This is a genomic window from Lactiplantibacillus paraplantarum, from assembly GCF_003641145.1.
Classification (GTDB): Bacteria; Bacillota; Bacilli; order Lactobacillales; family Lactobacillaceae; genus Lactiplantibacillus; species Lactiplantibacillus paraplantarum.
In genome coordinates this window covers 1712237-1731034 of record NZ_CP032744.1, presented here as the reverse complement: position 1 = coordinate 1731034, position 18798 = coordinate 1712237, and the positions used below count along the sequence as shown (strand labels likewise).

General features: G+C 44.2%; 17 protein-coding genes. 16 read left to right on the top strand and 1 reads right to left on the bottom strand.

The genetic code is table 11. From position 1 onward, the window contains the following. Window positions 1-494 precede the first annotated feature (494 nt). From truB to lepA, 14 genes are all read left to right on the top strand, one after another. Window positions 495-1418 carry a tRNA pseudouridine(55) synthase TruB gene (gene truB / locus LP667_RS08320; RefSeq protein ID WP_021730815.1) on the top strand — a complete coding sequence of 308 codons (924 nt, stop codon included), beginning with the start codon at window positions 495-497 and terminating at the stop codon, window positions 1416-1418. 13 nt (window positions 1419-1431) lie between these two features. Beyond that, window positions 1432-2430, top strand: a complete 999-nt coding sequence (gene ribF, locus LP667_RS08315; protein WP_021730816.1) for a riboflavin biosynthesis protein RibF — start codon at window positions 1432-1434, stop codon at window positions 2428-2430. Between the two features lie 3 nt (window positions 2431-2433). Continuing rightward, window positions 2434-3144: an acetolactate decarboxylase gene (gene budA / locus LP667_RS08310; RefSeq protein ID WP_021730817.1), complete on the top strand. Its 711-nt coding sequence runs from the start codon at window positions 2434-2436 to the stop codon at window positions 3142-3144. A gap of 432 nt (window positions 3145-3576) precedes the next feature. Then, the gene (gene hrcA / locus LP667_RS08305; protein WP_021730818.1) at window positions 3577-4620 is read left to right on the top strand and encodes a heat-inducible transcriptional repressor HrcA; all 1044 of its coding nucleotides are present in this window, start codon (window positions 3577-3579) and stop codon (window positions 4618-4620) included. Window positions 4621-4640: 20 nt separating this feature from the next. After that, a complete protein-coding gene (gene grpE, locus LP667_RS08300; protein ID WP_080235615.1) occupies window positions 4641-5240 on the top strand; it encodes a nucleotide exchange factor GrpE in 600 nt (199 codons plus the stop codon). 42 nt (window positions 5241-5282) lie between these two features. After that, the gene (gene dnaK, locus LP667_RS08295; RefSeq protein ID WP_021730820.1) at window positions 5283-7151 is read left to right on the top strand and encodes a molecular chaperone DnaK; all 1869 of its coding nucleotides are present in this window, start codon (window positions 5283-5285) and stop codon (window positions 7149-7151) included. A 100-nt stretch (window positions 7152-7251) separates the two neighbouring features. Continuing rightward, window positions 7252-8397 carry a molecular chaperone DnaJ gene (dnaJ, locus tag LP667_RS08290; protein WP_021730821.1) on the top strand — a complete coding sequence of 382 codons (1146 nt, stop codon included), beginning with the start codon at window positions 7252-7254 and terminating at the stop codon, window positions 8395-8397. 420 nt (window positions 8398-8817) lie between these two features. Then, window positions 8818-10011: a serine hydrolase domain-containing protein gene (locus tag LP667_RS08285; protein ID WP_050584249.1), complete on the top strand. Its 1194-nt coding sequence runs from the start codon at window positions 8818-8820 to the stop codon at window positions 10009-10011. 28 nt (window positions 10012-10039) lie between these two features. Beyond that, a complete protein-coding gene (locus LP667_RS08280; RefSeq protein ID WP_003640708.1) occupies window positions 10040-10189 on the top strand; it encodes a teichoic acid D-Ala incorporation-associated protein DltX in 150 nt (49 codons plus the stop codon). Window positions 10190-10230: 41 nt separating this feature from the next. Continuing rightward, a complete protein-coding gene (dltA, locus tag LP667_RS08275; protein ID WP_056988283.1) occupies window positions 10231-11757 on the top strand; it encodes a D-alanine--poly(phosphoribitol) ligase subunit DltA in 1527 nt (508 codons plus the stop codon). Beyond that, window positions 11754-12968 (top strand): D-alanyl-lipoteichoic acid biosynthesis protein DltB, encoded by a 1215-nt coding sequence (gene dltB / locus LP667_RS08270; protein ID WP_021730824.1) that lies wholly within the window; start codon window positions 11754-11756, stop codon window positions 12966-12968. Before dltA ends, dltB begins: the two co-directional genes overlap by 4 nt. Window positions 12969-12991: 23 nt before the next feature. Beyond that, the gene (gene dltC / locus LP667_RS08265) at window positions 12992-13234 is read left to right on the top strand and encodes a D-alanine--poly(phosphoribitol) ligase subunit DltC (protein WP_003640705.1); all 243 of its coding nucleotides are present in this window, start codon (window positions 12992-12994) and stop codon (window positions 13232-13234) included. Beyond that, on the top strand, window positions 13231-14508 hold the full coding sequence (dltD, locus tag LP667_RS08260) for a D-alanyl-lipoteichoic acid biosynthesis protein DltD (RefSeq protein ID WP_021730826.1): 1278 nt from the start codon (window positions 13231-13233) through the stop codon (window positions 14506-14508). Before dltC ends, dltD begins: the two co-directional genes overlap by 4 nt. Window positions 14509-14684: 176 nt before the next feature. After that, entirely contained in the window at window positions 14685-16520 is a 1836-nt protein-coding gene (gene lepA / locus LP667_RS08255) for a translation elongation factor 4 (protein ID WP_021730827.1), read from the top strand. Window positions 16521-17265: 745 nt separating this feature from the next. On the opposite strand, the gene LP667_RS08250 is transcribed toward lepA, so the two are convergent. Further along, a complete protein-coding gene (locus LP667_RS08250) occupies window positions 17266-17556 on the bottom strand; it encodes a hypothetical protein (protein ID WP_021730828.1) in 291 nt (96 codons plus the stop codon). Between the two features lie 255 nt (window positions 17557-17811). Between LP667_RS08250 and LP667_RS08245 the strand changes: the two genes are divergently transcribed. Next, window positions 17812-18102, top strand: coding sequence for a hypothetical protein (locus LP667_RS08245; protein ID WP_003640701.1), 291 nt, complete (start codon window positions 17812-17814; stop codon window positions 18100-18102). A 60-nt stretch (window positions 18103-18162) separates the two neighbouring features. Further along, window positions 18163-18792 carry a DNA-3-methyladenine glycosylase gene (locus LP667_RS08240; protein WP_021730829.1) on the top strand — a complete coding sequence of 210 codons (630 nt, stop codon included), beginning with the start codon at window positions 18163-18165 and terminating at the stop codon, window positions 18790-18792. Window positions 18793-18798: the final 6 nt, after the last annotated feature.

Genomic DNA, 18798 nt, shown 5'->3' with positions numbered 1-18798 from the left:
GGCCCCTCACAGGCTTTTAGGCCGGAGGGGCTGGGTGACAATGCTCAGTAGCCAAATTATTCTTAGCTGGAAGTGGCCTTCTTCCGGCTTAGAATAAGACTCGTATTTGAGATGACGCGGGTTGGGCGTTAGCTCAAATCGACGTCGGCTACGTTCCAGCAATTGGCACCCAGCCCCGGAGGTCGGCATCGGACGGGCATATACTGACTAATAGTAATCCAACGAACTGGCATGTTTTAATCATATTTCATGCCAAATTAACTAGTACAATGCAGCATTATATATTTAAAGCACGTGGTATATTCATCACTTAGCCAGGATGATTGGTGCTAAACGGCTTAGCTATGGCATCAAGCACTCTGAATTCTTTGATAATCCGCTTACATATGGGTGAGGTGTGGTATACTGAAAACCGTCGATTAAGGACGATTAAATCCGTGACGGCCCTGTTAGGCGTCACTTAAAACTGAATTTAAATATTGAAGGAGTTTTTTATGTTAAACGGAATTCTACCATTATATAAACCCCGGGGAATGACGAGTTTTGATTGTGTTGCTAAAATTCGCCGGCTCTACCAGACTAGAAAAGTTGGGCATTCCGGGACTTTGGATCCGAACGTCGATGGTGTTTTACCAATCTGTATCGGTAACGCCACTAAGGTTGTTCAATTTTTAGTCGCTTCGGGCAAGGAATACCAAGGCAGCATCACACTAGGATTTGCAACGACCACTGAAGACTTAGATGGCGAGGAGATTGCGCGGCAAGCGATTAGTGAACCGTTTACTAGTGAAGCAATCGATGAAGCACTAGAACAGATGACCGGTGCAATTACGCAAATTCCACCGATGTTTTCAGCAGTGAAAGTGAACGGGCGGCGGTTGTACGACTACGCCAGAAACGGTGAAACGGTCGAACGACCTGAACGTCACGTGACGATTACCAGCTTTAAGCAACGGCAGGCTGCCGATTATGATCCGGAAACTAAGACGCAAACGATTTACTTTACCGTTGCTTGTAGCAAAGGAACCTATGTGCGAACGTTGGCGGTGGATGTTGGTAAGGCTCTCGGAGTACCCGCTGTCATGAGCGACCTAACTCGGCTAAAGAGCGGTGGCTTTACGCTGGCCGAAACGGTGACTTTTGAAGAAATTACAGCACACGTGGAGGCTGGCACGGCCGGTGATTTACTAGCGCCAATCGATAAAGCATTGGGGCAATACCCGCGGGTCACATTGACTGATGAACAGTGGCAACGCGTCAAAAACGGAGCCTTCATTACGGCTGCGGAAGGCCAACAAACTGATCCAGATGCGAACACGATGGTTGCGTTAGTTTACCAAAACAGCCTAAAATGTCTATATAGTTACCGACCGGATGAACAACGGTACAAACCGTTTAAAATGTTTGCGGTCAATTAAGGAGTTTTTTGTCATGCAGGTGATTAATTTAAAGTATCCCGTGGCGACGGGCCAAATCCCAGAAGGGCCGATCGTATTGGCCTTAGGCTTTTTTGACGGCGTTCACCGCGGGCATCAACAAGTTGTTGCAACGGCACGTCAGGCGGCCCAAGCACAACACGCAAAACTGGCAGTGATGACGTTTGATCAGCACCCGTCAGTTGTCTTCAAACATACGGACCCCCAGCAGGTGCGCTATTTAACGACGATTGCTCAAAAAACAGCATTGATGGCGGAACTTGGTGTTGAAATCTTGTACGTCCTCCATTTTGATGCGGCGGTGGGTGCCATGCCACCGCAAACCTTTGTTGACCAGTTGATCGTTGGTTTGCACGCGCAAACAGTAGTGGCCGGTTTTGATTACACTTACGGACCGGCCGAAATTGCCAACATGCAACGGTTGAACGAATATGGTCGCAATCGATTTGAAATTATTGAAGTTCCCAAGGCCGAATTGGATGCTGAAAAGATCAGTTCGACGCGCATTCGCCATGCGTTGGACGCTGGGGAAATTGATACGGCCAACCGGTTACTTGGCTATCAATATGAAACTAGCGGTGAAGTGGTCCATGGTGAAGCACGGGGCCGTACGCTGGGCTTCCCGACTGCCAACGTTGCCCACGGCTCCAATACGCGGGTGCCCGGTATTGGTATTTATGCCACAATGGTGCAGATTGGCTCACAATGGGTCATGGGGATGGCATCAGTGGGGCGCAACGTCACGTTCGGCGATCATCGTCCAATTACGGTTGAAATTTATTTATTAGATTTCCACGGTGATCTTTACGGCCAACAGTTGACGGTTCGTTGGAGTCATCGAATGCGTGGTGAAATTAAATTTGCGGGTGCGGATGAGTTAGTCGCCCAATTAAAACGTGATGAACAGGCTACCCGAGATTACTATGCCATGCACCCATTTCAGGTGGCACCCCGAATACAAGTTGCTAAACAATCAGATAGTTTGGAGGCATAATGAATGGATACAACAACAATTTTTCAACACGGCACGTTAGGATTACTCGTGCCCGGTCTATTTGATGGAACCATCACGGCCCGGGAACTTTTAACACATGGTGATACTGGAATTGGGACGCTAGATGGTCTTAACGGTGAAGTGATCATTGTTGATGGTCACGCTTATCAGGCACGTGAAGACGGCCAGATTCGTGAAATCAAGCCTGACGAAACGTTACCGTTTGCATCGGTACACTTTGAAAAACCTGACATCAGCGCTAACTTGGCAACAATCAAGCAGGCCGATTTTGAACAGCAGGTTATTCAAGATTATCGCTTAACGAATGTGTTTGCGGCCATTCGGGTCGATGGCACGTTTGCACATATTAAGACGCGAGTCGCCCCACGGCAAGAACCGCCTTATAAGACGTTGGTTGCAGCAACAGCGACGCAACCCGAGTTTACTGGGGAAGATGTCGATGGAACGATTATTGGTTACTATGCGCCACACTTGTTCCAAGGGGCTACGGTCGGTGGCTTTCACTTACATTTTCTAAGCAAGGATCATCAGTTGGGTGGTCATTTGCTTGGATTCGAAGTGGAACAAGCTACGTTGAAGGTTCAACATTTTGCTGATTTTCACGTGCACTTACCGATCGACAATGAGGCTTATCTTCAGGAACAGTTTGATAATGAAGTTATCGATCATGCTATTAATAAAGCGGAACGGTAAGTAGTAAGAGGTGTATGCGGTTTTTAATGGCCCCCATCTCGACAATATTGATAGAAAAATTGTGCTCAGTTTCTGGAAAAAGAAACTGGGCATAATTAGTTTTGTCTCGGACTTTTTGGTGGGTAATCAATTACATCCTGGGTATTAAATCCATGTTGGCGATTACGATATGGATTGCCGCTGATGGCGAGGTGCTATTGCTAGGCATCGTGCTTGCAATGTCATTGATGTGGGTGTATATTAGCACTCGTAGGTAAGGAGTGCTAATTGTTGATTGAGGTCGTTAAAGACCTGTCATGGTGGTGCTTACCATACTGATAATTCAAGCATTCTTTTCCAGAAATACTTTGTCTTTCCTTGACTTTCATCGGGGTGGTTGTTATATTAGTAATTGTGTTAGCACTCCATTAAGTTAAGTGCTAAAAAGAGGTGATGATCACGTTAACTGAACGACAAAGCCTAATTTTAAAGGCCATTGTCCGTGACTATACCGAGGGCGGTAACCCAGTTGGGTCCAAATCGCTAGTTCAAGAGCTGCCAATCAAGGTCAGTTCGGCGACCATTCGTAATGAAATGGCCCGGCTAGAGGATTTGGGATTGATCGTCAAAACGCATTTGTCATCAGGTCGAATTCCATCAATTAAAGGGTACCGGTACTATGTCGATCATATTCTGAAGCCCGAAAAGGTTGACGGCAAAGACTTAAAAGTAATTCAACATTCGTTAGGTGGCGAGTTCCATAAGATTGACGAAATTGTTGCCCAGTCGGCCGATATTTTGTCCCAATTGACAAGCTATACGACCTTCACGTTGCGTCCGGAGCTCAAAGACAGCCGTCTTAGTGGTTTCCGACTCGTACCGTTGGGCAATCATCAAGTCATGGCGATCCTAGTCACGAATAATGGTGACGTTGAAAATCAAACGTTCACCATTCCTAATGACATTACTGGTGATGAGCTGGAACCGGTCGTTCGGTTTATTGATGACCAGCTAGTTGGCTTGCCGTTACAAGACGTCCTCCGTCAATTGACTCATGAGATTCCACTAAAACTTGCACAGTATTTGCAAGATCCAGATGGTTTCTTGGATATTTTTGGCAGTGTGTTGTCCAAGGCAGCTTCTGAGCGCTTCTATGTTGGCGGCAAGTTAAATTTGTTTAACTATACCGAACAACAGAGCCCGAAAGAGTTACAGTCATTGTACTCGTTACTTGATCAAACGGATCGATTAGCTAATGTGATTGGCCCACCTGGTCAACAAATTCAGGTTCGTATCGGTAATGAGATTACCAACGATTTGTTGAAGAACTACAGTTTGATTACCGCTACTTACGATGTCGATCAACACGGGCAGGGTGTGATTGCCTTACTTGGACCGACCGCCATGCCGTATTCACGGATGATTGGGCTGATGGGTGCGTTCCAACGTGAACTCGCCCGCAAATTACTAGATTATTACCGGTACTTTGACGAGTGACGGACAGGGAGATGAAAACATTGGCAAAAAAATCAACGCATACGGCGTCAACCGATTCACAGACGTCGACAGCTGATTCAAAGGCAACTTCTACTGCCAGTGAAGCAACTCAGGCAGCAACTAGCGCAGCGGACCAATCCGAAGAAACAACACAGGTGGATCCGCAAGCGCAACAAATTGTTGACCTTAAGGCGCAGTTAGATGAAAAGGACGATCAGTTGTTGCGAGCACAAGCTGAGATCGTCAATATGCAAAACCGCAACAAGAAAGAGCAAGCGGCGTTGCTGAAATATGACGGTCAAGCGTTGGCTAAGGATGTTTTACCCGTATTAGATAACTTAGAGCGGGCCTTAGCAACGCAAGCGGATGATGAAGCGGCTCAGCAATTGAAGAAGGGTGTTGAAATGGTCTATGGCCATTTGCAAGACGCTTTGAAGAAGCATGGGGTCACTGAAGTCGCCGCTGCGGGTGAAAAGTTTGATCCAAATATTCACCAAGCTGTTCAGACCGTGCCAGTTGATGATGATCATCCGGCCGATACGGTGGTGCAAGTCTTACAACGGGGTTACCTATTGAAAGACCGGACACTCCGTCCAGCCATGGTCGTTGTGGCACAGTAATTAATCAATAAAAATACTAATTAAAAAGAGGTTTGTTAATTTATGGCAAGTAATAAAATTATCGGGATTGACCTCGGAACTACTAACTCTGCGGTAGCGGTTCTTGAAGGTAATGAACCTAAGATTATCACCACTCCTGAAGGTGGCCGGACGGTTCCTTCAGTTGTGGCATTCAAAGATGGCGAAACTCAAGTTGGTGAAGTTGCCAAGCGGCAAGCAATCACTAACCCTAATACCGTTGCTTCAATTAAGCGCCACATGGGTGAAGCGGGTTACAAGGTTAACATTGAAGGCAAAGACTACACGCCACAACAAATTTCAGCAATGATTTTACAATACATCAAAGGATTTGCTGAAGACTATCTTGGTGACAAGGTTGAAAAGGCCGTTGTAACTGTTCCTGCTTACTTTAATGATGCCCAACGGCAAGCAACTAAGGATGCTGGTAAGATTGCCGGTTTAAACATCGAACGGATTATTAACGAACCAACGGCGGCAGCTTTAGCCTATGGTTTGGATAAGACCGACAAAGACGAAAAAATCTTAGTTTATGACCTTGGTGGTGGGACGTTTGATGTCTCCATCTTGGAATTAGGCGATGGCGTCTTCGAAGTGTTATCAACAAACGGTGATACTCACCTTGGTGGTGACGACTTTGACCAAAAGATCATCGACTGGTTAGTGGCTAGTTTCAAGGCTGACAATGGCGTTGACTTATCACAAGACAAGATGGCCTTACAACGGTTAAAGGATGCTGCTGAAAAAGCGAAGAAGGATCTCTCTGGTGTTTCTGAAGCGCAAATCAGTTTACCATTCATTTCAGCTGGTGCTAGTGGTCCTTTGCATTTGGAAACCACGTTAACGCGGGCTAAGTTCAATGAATTGACGGCGGACTTGGTTGAAAAGACCCGGATCCCAGTTGAAAATGCTTTGAAAGATGCCAACCTTTCTGCTAGCGACTTAGACGTTGTTATCTTAAACGGTGGGTCTACCCGGATTCCAGCTGTTCAAGAAGCCGTTGAAAAGTGGACTGGCAAAGAATCTAACCATTCAATCAACCCTGATGAAGCGGTTGCCTTAGGGGCAGCTGTTCAAGGTGGTGTGATTACTGGTGATGTTAAGGACGTTGTGTTGCTTGATGTTACGCCACTTTCACTTGGAATTGAAACTATGGGTGGGGTCTTCACGAAATTGATTGACCGTAATACCACCATTCCAACTAGCAAGTCACAAGTCTTCAGTACGGCTGCTGATAATCAACCAGCTGTTGACATTCATGTCTTGCAAGGTGAACGGCCAATGGCTGCGGACAACAAGACGTTAGGTCGTTTCCAATTAACCGACATTCCAGCAGCACCTCGTGGCGTTCCTCAAATCGAAGTTAAATTCGATATCGATAAGAACGGGATCGTTAACGTTTCTGCTAAGGATATGGGAACTAATAAAGAACAAAAGATTACCATTAAGAGTTCATCGGGTCTCTCAGACGACGAAATTGATCAAATGGTCAAGGAAGCCAAAGAAAATGAAGAAGCCGATAAGCAACGTAAAGAAGAAGTTGACTTGAAGAACGAAGTCGATCAATTGATCTTTACGACCGACAAGACCTTGAAGGATCTTGAAGGTAAGGTTTCCGAAGATGAAGTTAAGAAGGCTCAAGATGCCCGTGATGCTTTGAAGAAGGCTCAAGATGATAACAATATTGATGAGATGAAAGCCAAGAAGGATGATTTGAATAAGATCGTTCAAGACTTATCAGTCAAGTTGTATCAACAAGCCCAAGAAGCTCAGGGTGCTCAAGCTGGTGCCGACGGTAATGCTGCTGGCAACGCTGATTCGGCCAAGAGCGGTGATGACAACACGGTTGACGGTGACTTTGAAGACTTGGATAAAGACAAGGATAAGAAGTAAAACTGTCAGAACAAAAGGCCAAGGCCACGTGGCTTTGGCCTTTTTGGTTTAAATATGCTAGTATTAATGAGACTTAATTAAGGTTCATTAGGAGGTTACAATGGCAGAGCAAGACTTATATAAGGTTCTGGGTGTTGAAAAGGATGCCAGTCAGGACGAAATTAAGAAGGCGTACCGTAAGCTTTCAAAGAAGTATCATCCTGATTTGAATCATGAACCTGGTGCGGAAGAAAAGTTTAAAGCTGTCAATGAAGCGTATGAAACGTTAGGCGATCCTCAAAAGCGGTCTCAGTATGACCAATTTGGATCAACTGGCGGTCAGCAAGGCTTTGGCGGCGGTGCCGGTGGCTTTGGTGGCCAAGACTTTGGCGGCTTCGGTGGCGGCGGTGGCTTTGAGGATATTTTTAGTTCCTTCTTTGGTGGTGGCGCAGGTGGCTCACGGCGACCTAACCCAACGGCGCCGCAACAAGGGCGTGATTTACAGTATGAAATGACATTGAAATTTGAAGATGCCATTTTTGGTAAGAAGACGACCATTACTTATAATCGTGAGGAACAATGTGAAACGTGTGGCGGTTCCGGTGCTAAGCCTGGGACTTCACCAGTGACCTGTTCAAAATGTCATGGTGCTGGTTATATCCAAGTTCAGACCAACACACCGCTTGGTCGGATGATGAGTCAACAAGTGTGTGACGTTTGTCACGGGACTGGTAAAGAAATCAAAGATAAGTGTGCAACTTGTGGTGGTTCTGGACATACGGAACAGAGCCATTCTATCAAAGTGACCGTTCCTGCTGGGGTTGAAGAAGGACAGCAAATGCGACTTCAAAACCAAGGAGAAGCCGGTACTAATGGTGGCCCTTATGGGGATCTCTTTATCATCTTTAGGGTTGAACCAAGCAAAGACTTTGAACGTGATGGGGCGACGATTTACTTCAAGTTGCCGATTGACTTTGTTCAAGCAGCGCTTGGTGATGAAGTTCAGGTTAAGACCGTTCATGGTGACGTTAAGTTGAAGATCCCAGCTGGTACTCAAACGGGGACGACTTTCCGGTTACGTGGCAAGGGTGCACCCCGATTGCGTGGTAATGGCAATGGTGATGAACGGGTCACGGTTGCCATTGAAACACCAACACACTTGAACAAAGGTCAGAAAGAAGCTTTGAAGACCTTCGCTAAAGCTAGTGGTAAGACGGTTGCCGGTAACGGTAAGAGTTCATTATTTGACAAACTTCGGGGTGTCTAACTAGGCAGACTGATTTTATAAATGTAATAAGTAGCTGGGTAAGCGCCCATCATGAGTTGTGATGGTGCTTACCCAGCTTTTTTATGTTAACTTGTAAAGCTATTGAGCCTGTTTATTAAGTGACTTTTCAGTAGCCTGATTTTTGTGCAAACTGTTTCGTTATCCTGTCGCCTAGTGATTAGTGAGTGCTAGAATTAGTCAAGGAGGTGAAGTAATACGTCGTTTACTCATGGGGAGAGTAACGTTGATGTTACAAAACCGTTACAAATATGTCGGACCAGTAAGCGCAAATGCAGGATTTTGTTCTTTTTGAGGTGTCACAGGCGTTATCGGTTGTTAGATTGTTACACTGATAATTGAACTTAGCGTACTATTAGCGGCGCAGCTAATATCACCAATCAGTTCGTAATCGATAGTCTAATGGGGAGGTCAATCATTGTGAAGCGAAGCAAACTTTTGATAACAGTTTTGCTTGGACTGCTGATTGTGGGAGCTGGTGGCGGCTACTATATTTATCATACAGAGCGACAAACGGCGATTGCCAACAAGCGTCTGGCTAACAAGGCACTGAATAAAAAAGCGGCACTGAAAAATAGCCAGCTCAGTCGTAAGGTGAACCAAACAACGTTTTCAAATAATAAAAACACGGATGCACAGGTGACTAAGGCTTTGAAGTTAAGCCATTTTGTGGGTTCAGCATTAGTGGTTAAAAATGATCATGTTATTTATAAGCGTGCCTTTGGTTACGCGAATAAAGCAAAGGACCAACTTAACAAAGTAAATTCAAAGTACCAAATTTTATCAATTCAAAAATCAATGACGGCGGTCGGCATTATGCAGCTTGTACAGGCGGGCAAATTAAAGTTAACTGATCCGATTTCTAAGTATTATCCAAACCTCAAGCATGGCCGTCAAACAACGCTTCGTCAGATGTTAGATATGACGACCGGATTCCGGTTGAAGAGTGGTTCGAAAGAATTCTTACCGGAAAATAAAGTGATTGACTTTGCGGCCCATAATGTTTTTTACTATCCAGATAAAAATGGTATTAATAATTATTCGTCCGTTAACTTTTTGTTGTTAGCTGGTATTATTCGCAAGGTGACTGGTCAATCATATCAACATTTCTTTACTACGCATTTTATTGACAAGTTGAATTTGAAGGAAACTGGTTTTTTAATTCATGGTCAGGGTCAGAATGCGACCACGGGCTACCGAGCACTTGCAGATCAAACGATTCCTAATTATGATCAGACGATGCCAGAAAGCAAAGCCCAGATGGCCAATGAGTTAGGGACTGGTCAAGTTTATATGAGTACTGCAGATTTATTTACAGTTGAAAGTGCCATTCTGAAGGGGCAGTTATTGTCAAAAAAGAACGTCGCAATTTTACACACGCGAACGGCCACTGGTGAATATGGCGGTGGTGTTTATAACATGAGCAATGGTATTCGGTCACACGGACTTGGTTACGGGTATGAATCCAGCGTTTATCTCTCACCAGACGGCAAGACTGGCGTAGTATTGTTAAGTAATTACTATCGCAAGGCCGCTGGTAGTCAAGCGGCGGCTAATAAAATTTTTGCGGAACTGATGAAGGGTGATATTAAGTAACTGTTATTGAATAAGAGGAGGTGATGGCATGTTCGCAAAGTTGAAAAGCTGGTTTCAACGACCAGTCGTTCAATTTATTGCGCTCACAGTATTCTATTTTGCTGTCATGCTAGCCTTGGTTTATCTATACGGCTATAGTGGGATCAACCAAGCGAAGTTTATTTACAACGAATTCTAAAAGTGAACGCAGTAACTTATTGTTTGGGGGGAGTTTTAATTATGATTGAGAACATCATTACAACGATTGATGATTATGCACGGACGCAACCCAAGAAAGTGGTTTATGATGTGCAAGGTGTCACGCATACCTATGCGGAATTAAAAGCTTATTCGGATGCGTTAGCGGCACATCTTGATACGCTGGATTTGCCAGCGAAAGATCCAATCATTGTGTTTGGCGGACAAACTTTTGAAATGATTGCGACTTTCTTAGGGGTTGTCAAATCAGGCCGGGCCTACATTCCGATTGATACGCATTCGCCAAATGAGCGATTAACGATGATTAATGAGATTGCTAAACCGGCTGCCGTGATTGCGGTGGTTGATCTACCAACCGGTGTTGGCACTACTCCAGTTATCACACCGGATCAATTAGCGGCAATTTTTGCAACACCGGTAGATTATCAAGCTGATCACGTAGTTAGTGGCGATGATAATTACTACATTATCTTTACATCGGGAACAACGGGAATGCCTAAAGGGGTTCAGATCAGTCATGATAATCTGGTCAGTTACGTTGACTGGATGTTAGGTGATGACTTTGGGTTGCCTGATCAACCCAATGCGTTGTCACAACCACCGTATTCGTTTGACTTATCGGTGATGGATGTTTATCCAACGTTAGCCTCAGGTGGTACGCTGTACGCGTTGCCGAAAGCAGTGACAGATGATTTTAAGCAATTATTTGCGGCGTTACCAACGTTACCAATTAATGTTTGGGTATCAACGCCATCATTCATGGATATTTGCTTGTTAGAACCACGATTCAATGCCGAAAATTTACCGAGTTTAACGCATTTCTTGTTCTGTGGTGAGGAGTTGACGCATAAGACGGCAGCGACACTAAAAAAACGGTTTCCTGCTGCCCGAATCTTTAACACTTATGGGCCAACGGAAACTTGCGTGGCCGTCACTCAGATTGAAATCACTGATGCAGCCTTAGCAAAGTATGATCGGTTGCCAATCGGATATGCCAAAGCGGATACGCGTATGCTGGTCGTTGATGAAAATGGTGAAGCGGTTCCTGCTGGCACGGAAGGCGAATTAATTATTGCCGGTCCATCTGTTTCGAAGGGATATTTAAATAATCCTGAAAAAACGACCAAAGCTTTCTTTGAATTAGATGGCCAGCGCGCTTATCATTCTGGTGATATTGGCACGATGGATGCGGATGGGTTATTCCGGTATCGCGGTCGGGTCGATTTCCAAATCAAAATGCATGGTTACCGAATCGAATTAGAAGAAGTTGATCACTTCTTAGCACAACAACGGCATATCAAACAAGCAGTGGCCGTTCCCAAATACGATAAAGAGCACAAAGTAACTCAAATGATTGCGTACGTGGTGCCAAAGCCGAATGACTTTGAAAGTGATTTTGCTTTGACCACTGCAATTAAAAAGGACCTACAAGGAATGATGATGGAATACATGATTCCACAACGGTTCGTCTATCAAACGAGCTTGCCATTAACGCCTAACGGTAAGATTGATGTCAAGTCGATCATTAAAGAGGTTAACCCAGAATGATGTCTTTTGACCCATACGGTAACCCAACGTACTTTGTGCTGCTCTTTATCGCGTTGTTACCGTTGATGATTGGTTTGTTATATGGTCGTCGGTCCCATTGGTATGAGTCACTAATATCGTTTGTCTTCCTAATGCTGACCTTTGGTGGTGTTAAGTGGCGGACTGGGATCGCACTAGTGATTTATCTGATTTATCAGATCACGTTGGTTTGGTTGTACTCGAAGTATCGACAACGACCAGATTCACCTAATAAGGGGTGGGTCTTCGTGGTCAGTGTGGTTTTGGCGATTATTCCATTAGCGGTCGTTAAAATTACGCCAGCTGTAGCGCATGGTGCTAATTCGATCATTGGTTTCTTAGGGATTTCCTATCTAACCTTTAAAGTTGTTCAGATGATTATGGAGACCCGTGATGGCGTGATCAAAGAATTCCATCCGGTGTTGTTTGGGCAGTTCTTACTGTTCTTCCCGACGATTTCATCTGGACCGATCGACCGTTATCGGCGGTTTGTGAAGGATTATGATAGTGTGCCGACCCGTGAGAAATATCTCGGGTTAGTTGAAAAGGGCGTTCACTACATTTTCTTGGGGTTCTTATATAAGTTCATTTTGGCTTATATTTTTGGGACTCGAATGCTGCCAGTCGTTGAACACGCAGCCTTACAAGCTCACGGGATGTCGTGGGCACTACTTGGGGTAATGTACGTCTACAGCATGGATTTATTCTTTGATTTTGCTGGGTATAGTTTGTTTGCAGTTGGGATCAGTTACCTGATGGGTGTTGAAACCCCGATGAACTTCAATCAACCGTTCAAATCAAAGAACATCAAAGATTTCTGGAATCGTTGGCACATGACGTTGTCATTCTGGTTCCGTGACTTCATCTACATGCGGTTAGTGTTCTTCATGATGAAGCATAAAGTCTTTAAGAGCCGCATCACAACGGCTAATGTGGCCTACGTTATTAATATGTTAATCATGGGGTTCTGGCACGGGGAAACATGGTACTACATTGTTTATGGATTGTTCCATGGTTTCGCAATGGTCGTCAACGATGCTTGGTTACGTTACAAGAAGAAGCATCAGGCGCAATTACCATCGAATAAATTTACGGAGTACTTTGCGATTTTCCTAACGTTTAACGTGGTTTGTTTCAGTTTCTTGATTTTCTCAGGATTTTTGAACACGTTATTCTTTGGAGCCCGGCCATAATATAATTACAATAAGGGAGCGTAATGACAATGGATGATACAAAAGCAACGGTTTTATCAATTTTAGCAGACTTAACGGGGGAAGACGTTTCAAGTAATATGGACGTTAACTTGTTTGATGAAGGAATCTTAGATTCGATGGGTTCCGTCCAACTCTTGTTGGAACTCCAAAATCAATTAGGCATCGAAGTACCGGTCTCTGAATTTCAACGGTCAGAATGGGATACACCGGCGAAGATTGTTGCAAAGGTTGAGAACTTGCAATGAAGGTCGCCAAACGCCTTTTTAAGATTTTTGGGCCAATTATTTTGGCAGCCGTCTTATTATTGGCCGTACTGCTTTCACCGTTTTCATTTGGATTGAATCACATTTCTAAAGATACTGAGAAAAAAGCCGCTGTTTCCTTATCAGCTAACGTATTAAAGGGTCGGTTAGTTAAGCGACAAGCGTTGGATGATGGCTATGTGCCATTCTTCGGTTCTTCAGAATGGTCGCGGTTTGATCCGATGCATCCGTCCGTACTGGCAGCTAAATATCACCGTGATTACCGACCATTTTTGCTCGGTGCACGGGGGACCCAGTCATTGACCCAGTATTTTGCGATGCAGTCGGTGAAAAAGCAGATTACAAATAAGAAGGCCGTCTTTGTAATTTCGCCACAATGGTTTGTTCCTCAAGGGACACGTAAAGATGCGTTTTCGTATTACTATTCACCGCTGCAGACTATCGACTGGCTGCAAGATGAACACAATACGGCAATGGATCGGTATGCCGCCCAACGGTTGCTTCAGATGCCTTCAGGTTCTTCCGACCGTGTTTTGGAGGGTGCCTTGGCACGGGTTGCGGCTGGCTTTAAACCAACGAGTGCGCAAATGGCGTACATCAATTATAAAGCGCGGGTCCTTGGCAGTGAGGATGAATTTTTCTCACGTTTTGGGATTGCAGGTAAGAATTTGAACACCGTTAATAAGCAAGCTGATAAATTACCGGCAACTTATAATTTCAACCAACTAGATCAATTAGCAGGTAAGATTGGCGCTGCCCAAACGGATTCAAATAGTCTGGAGATCAGTAATCAATTCTGGAATACGAAGTTAAAACGTAATTACAAGCGGCTTAAAGATTCACAACGACACTTGAATTACACGAAGTCGCCAGAGTTTGCCGATTTCCAATTAGTCTTAAATCAATTTGCGAAGACGCATACGGATGTTTTGTTCATCATTCCGCCAATTAATCAGCGGTGGTCCGCATATACTGGATTATCAATGAAAATGATTGCGCAGTTTGATGAAAAAATACAGTACCAGTTGAAGAGTCAAGGCTTTAATAACGTTTTGGACCTGACCCAGGACGGTGGTAAAGATTACTTTATGACTGATACCATTCATCTTGGCTGGCGTGGTTGGTTAGCAGTGGATCAGAAGGTTGACCCATTCTTGACTAAGAAGACGAAGCCAGTTCATTACCAAATTAATGATGATTTTTATTCGAACAAGTGGCAACGACTTAGTCCGAGTCAAATTGACCATTTTAAATAAGTAAGCAAAAAAGTACAGACCGCTGATGGTTTGTACTTTTTTTGGTTGCGCTGAATGATCGATTGTTCAAATGGTTGCTGTTGGTAGGTCGTTGTATTTGATAGAAAAATTGTGCTTGTGCTTGTATCTTGGTATAATTAAAAAGACTAGGACTTAGGAAGAAAGTAGGAAAATCAATGGATAAAGCGACAATGCAAGATCGGCAACAACATATTCGGAATTTTTCGATCGTCGCCCATATTGATCACGGCAAATCAACGCTAGCGGATCGAATCTTGGAACTAACTGATACGATTTCCAAGCGCGAAATGCAAGACCAAGTGTTGGATTCAATGGACTTGGAACGTGAACGTGGGATTACGATCAAATTGAATGCGGTGGAATTACACTACCAAGCAAAAGATGGGGAGACCTATATTTTCCACTTAATCGATACGCCCGGACATGTTGACTTCACGTATGAAGTTTCACGGAGTCTCGCAGCCTGTGAAGGGGCAGTTTTAGTTGTGGATGCTGCGCAAGGGGTCGAAGCTCAGACACTGGCCAACGTGTACTTAGCCATTGATGATGACTTGGAAATCGTACCGGTAATTAATAAAATTGACTTGCCCTCAGCCGAACCCGAAAAGGTTCGAAAAGAAATTGAAGATGACATCGGTATTGATGCCGAAGATGCCGTCTTAGCTTCAGCAAAAGCGGGAATCGGGATTGAGGAATTACTTGAACAGATTGTGCATAAGATTCCGGCCCCTCAGGGAGACTTAGATGCACCGCTGAAAGCGTTAGTGTTTGATTCGGTTTATGATGACTATCGGGGCGTCGTGCTTAGTGTCCGCATTCATGAAGGGATTGTCCGTCCGGGTGACCGGATTCGGCTGATGAACAGTGGTAGTGAGTACGAAGTAACTGAAGTTGGCGTTAACTCGCCTAAGCCATTAGCTCGGGATTACTTAATGGCCGGTGATGTTGGTTATATTACGGCTAGTATCAAGGATATTCAAGATACTCGGGTCGGTGATACGGTCACGAATGCAAAAAGGCCAGCGGAAAAAGCTTTGGCTGGTTATCGTGAAATGAATCCGATGGTCTATGCCGGGATTTATCCGACTGATAATGCGAAATTTACGGATTTGCGAGAAGCGTTAGAAAAATTAAAATTGAACGATGCCGCTTTGGAATTTGAAGCAGAATCTTCACAGGCATTGGGCTTTGGGTTCCGGTGCGGGTTCCTAGGATTGCTGCACATGGATGTTATTCAGGAGCGTCTCGAACGAGAATTTAATCTCGAACTGATTACCACGGCGCCGTCCGTAACCTACCATGTGCTTATGACCGATGGGACGGAGAAGAAAGTAGAGAATCCGGCCGAAATGCCAGAAGCTTCGGCTATTAAAGAAATTCGCGAACCGTACGTGAAGGCCCAAATCATGGTTCCTAACGATTATGTTGGGGCAGTGATGGAATTAGCTCAGCGAAAACGCGGCGAGTTCGATACGATGGAATACTTGGATAGTAACCGGGTCAATGTGGTTTATCACATTCCGCTGTCAGAAATTATTTTTGACTTCTTTGACAAGTTAAAATCGAACACGCGCGGTTATGCTTCGTTGGATTATGATTTGGACGGCTATCGCGCCAGTGACTTGGTCAAAATTGATATTTTGTTGAATGGCGATCAAGTCGATGCCCTGAGTTTCATTGCCCATCGTGATTTTGCACCGGCACGTGGTCGTGAGATTGCTTCGAAGTTGAAGACGATTATTCCCCGACAAAACTTTGAGATTCCGGTACAGGCGACGATCGGTTCTAAGGTCATTGCTCGGACCAACATCAAGGCCTATCGGAAAGACGTGACGGCGCACTTATATGGTGGTGACCGGACGCGGCGAATGAAGTTACTCGAAAAGCAAAAAGTTGGTAAGAAGCGGATGAAGGCTGTCGGCAAGGTGGAAATCCCGCAGGAAGCGTTCATGGCGGTTCTGAAAACCGACGAAGACGAAAAGCCGAACTAAGCAATTAATAAATAAAAAGAAGAGCGGTAGTTACATCAATGGATGTAGCCGCCGCTCTTTGCGTTGTTGTTAGATTATATTTAGTTTTCCAAAACAAGTCCTTGTCCGGGATCTTCATGTGCGATTTGCGTACCATCAGAAAGTTTTACAACTAATTTTTGTGATTGTTGATAGGTAATTGTTTCTAAGAATGCAATTAAATTTTCGAGTTCCGGATGCGTATTGTGCTAGTTAGATTTCATCAATCATGATTAAAGCGTGCTGATCTTTAAAAATTAGAGGCAGTATTAGCAAAAACGTCTTCCAACCGGGATCGCATTCGAATGGTCGACATAGGTATGACTACATTTGATGGGTTGATTATTATTTTTTCTTAAAGGATAATTTTGTCACCCAATTACCTGTCTGATAACGTTGTTGTGACAACTCAACTATTATTAGTATGGGGATTATCTCTAGAGATGGTCAACAGCAATGCAACATTTAATTGAAGTTCCGGCATCAAAATAGACAACGAGCAATTGTATCAAGTTAAGCGGTCGTTCATTTGCCATTCGAGCGGCACCCAGCCCCGGAGGTCGGAATAGGACGAACACACGTTGACGAATAGCAAGCCAACCTGGTCGACATATTAAATGATAATGGGCATAAAAAACTACCATCAAGAACTTGAGTTCTTAATGGTAGTTTTAACTGATAGCTACTAACTATCAGTTTATTCTTTAAGTTAAGTGTCAGTACTTAATTAGCCCCAAACATTGTCCATATGAGGCAGCTGCAGTAACCCATCACTAGCTGGATCAGTTGTACCGATAGTCTTTAAATGCCAACTACCTTGATCGTCTTTGGACGCAACGACTTTTTTACGTTTGCCTTCTTGATTTTTATAGAAACAGTTTTCACTATCCGCACCGATTTCTCGGGCTAATACTTCGTTAGATGTGACGTAGCCATCACTAGTTTCAAATTTTTCAATTTGATCAACATTAGTTAATTGCTCATGCCCACGTCGATAAATTCTTTCAATAAGTACCATCAGTTAATTCCCCCTAAAATTGATAACCGAAACTAATTTAATCATATTTTACCATACCCGTAAAACAGTCAAAAACAATTCCGTCATGGTTAGCAAATTTATAAGAATTAAAGCGCGTTACTTGCTAAACCAGTGGCAAATTGGTACACTACTTGTTTAAAGTCTGCTATAATAAAAGCTAGATATGAAAATGTAATAACGATAAATTAATTTATTATTTAATCAATTTCACATTGTGAAGGAGAGATCAACGACATGTTAAAACGCACGAAACAGTTTCTGCGATCGATACATTATGACTACGATAAAACATATATTAGACCGCTGATGGTGCCCGACAGCGTTTACGTGTTGAAGTTTGGTAAGGATCACCGCAATAATCGGGTGGTCGTTAAATATAGTCATACTTGGACTGGGCGAATTAAGATCAATGAGATTGCGGTTCGGTTGCATAAGCAAAAGCATCCTCGGATCTTTAAGCATGAGGCCGATATGATCAAGTATTTGAATAAACATTTAACCAAAAAGACCGCAAATAATGACTAAGTTAAAACGATGACGGACTGGCATAGTGGCTAGTCCGTTTTCTATTAGGAGCGAGTAAGTATGACAGATACTGAACGATTTTTAAGCACTCAAACGACGCAAGCAATTGCGGCAGCCTTGTTAGGTAAACAATTGCGATTACAGACGACTACCGGTGCATTGACAGCGTGGATTACGGAGACGGAAGCCTATTTAGGCGCGGCCGATGCGGGTGCCCATGCCTACAAGAACCATCAGACGGCACGTAACCAAGCACTTTGGCAACCTGCCGGGACAATTTATATTTATCAAATGCGGACTTGGTACTTACTGAACATTGTGACCCAAGCGGCCGGAGTACCTGAATGTGTATTGATTCGCGGCGTTGAGCCGGCTGTGGGGATGACACAAATGCAACAGCGGCGACCGGTTCCGGTTGCCAATTTGACGAATGGACCGGGGAAACTGACGCAGGCGCTCGGACTGGATCGGCGTCTGAATGGCCAACCATTACAGTTGGCGACCTTATCATTGGATTTGCACCATGACCGCCATCCACAGCGGGTAGTGACAACGCCTCGAATTGGAATTGTTAATAAGGGTGAGTGGACAACTGCGCCGCTTCGTTTCTTTGTCGCTGGCAATCCGTTTGTATCAAAATTACCACGACGGGCGATTGATCATAAGCACCATGGTTGGATTACGAGCTGATTGTCA

Bases quoted from the DNA above. Each gene is read 5' to 3' on its own strand.
- dnaK (WP_021730820.1), top strand. From the start codon at position 5,283: ATGGCAAGTAATAAAATTATCGGGATTGACCTCGGAACTACTAACTCT.
- dltA (WP_056988283.1), top strand. From the start codon at position 10,231: ATGATTGAGAACATCATTACAACGATTGATGATTATGCACGGACGCAA.
- hrcA (WP_021730818.1), top strand. From the start codon at position 3,577: ATGATCACGTTAACTGAACGACAAAGCCTAATTTTAAAGGCCATTGTC.
- ribF (WP_021730816.1), top strand. From the start codon at position 1,432: ATGCAGGTGATTAATTTAAAGTATCCCGTGGCGACGGGCCAAATCCCA.
- dltD (WP_021730826.1), top strand. From the start codon at position 13,231: ATGAAGGTCGCCAAACGCCTTTTTAAGATTTTTGGGCCAATTATTTTG.
- dltC (WP_003640705.1), top strand. From the start codon at position 12,992: ATGACAATGGATGATACAAAAGCAACGGTTTTATCAATTTTAGCAGAC.
- budA (WP_021730817.1), top strand. From the start codon at position 2,434: ATGGATACAACAACAATTTTTCAACACGGCACGTTAGGATTACTCGTG.
- dnaJ (WP_021730821.1), top strand. From the start codon at position 7,252: ATGGCAGAGCAAGACTTATATAAGGTTCTGGGTGTTGAAAAGGATGCC.
- LP667_RS08250 (WP_021730828.1), bottom strand. From the start codon at position 17,556: ATGGTACTTATTGAAAGAATTTATCGACGTGGGCATGAGCAATTAACT.
- lepA (WP_021730827.1), top strand. From the start codon at position 14,685: ATGGATAAAGCGACAATGCAAGATCGGCAACAACATATTCGGAATTTT.
- dltB (WP_021730824.1), top strand. From the start codon at position 11,754: ATGATGTCTTTTGACCCATACGGTAACCCAACGTACTTTGTGCTGCTC.
- truB (WP_021730815.1), top strand. From the start codon at position 495: ATGTTAAACGGAATTCTACCATTATATAAACCCCGGGGAATGACGAGT.
- LP667_RS08285 (WP_050584249.1), top strand. From the start codon at position 8,818: ATGGGGAGGTCAATCATTGTGAAGCGAAGCAAACTTTTGATAACAGTT.
- LP667_RS08280 (WP_003640708.1), top strand. From the start codon at position 10,040: ATGTTCGCAAAGTTGAAAAGCTGGTTTCAACGACCAGTCGTTCAATTT.
- LP667_RS08245 (WP_003640701.1), top strand. From the start codon at position 17,812: ATGTTAAAACGCACGAAACAGTTTCTGCGATCGATACATTATGACTAC.
- LP667_RS08240 (WP_021730829.1), top strand. From the start codon at position 18,163: ATGACAGATACTGAACGATTTTTAAGCACTCAAACGACGCAAGCAATT.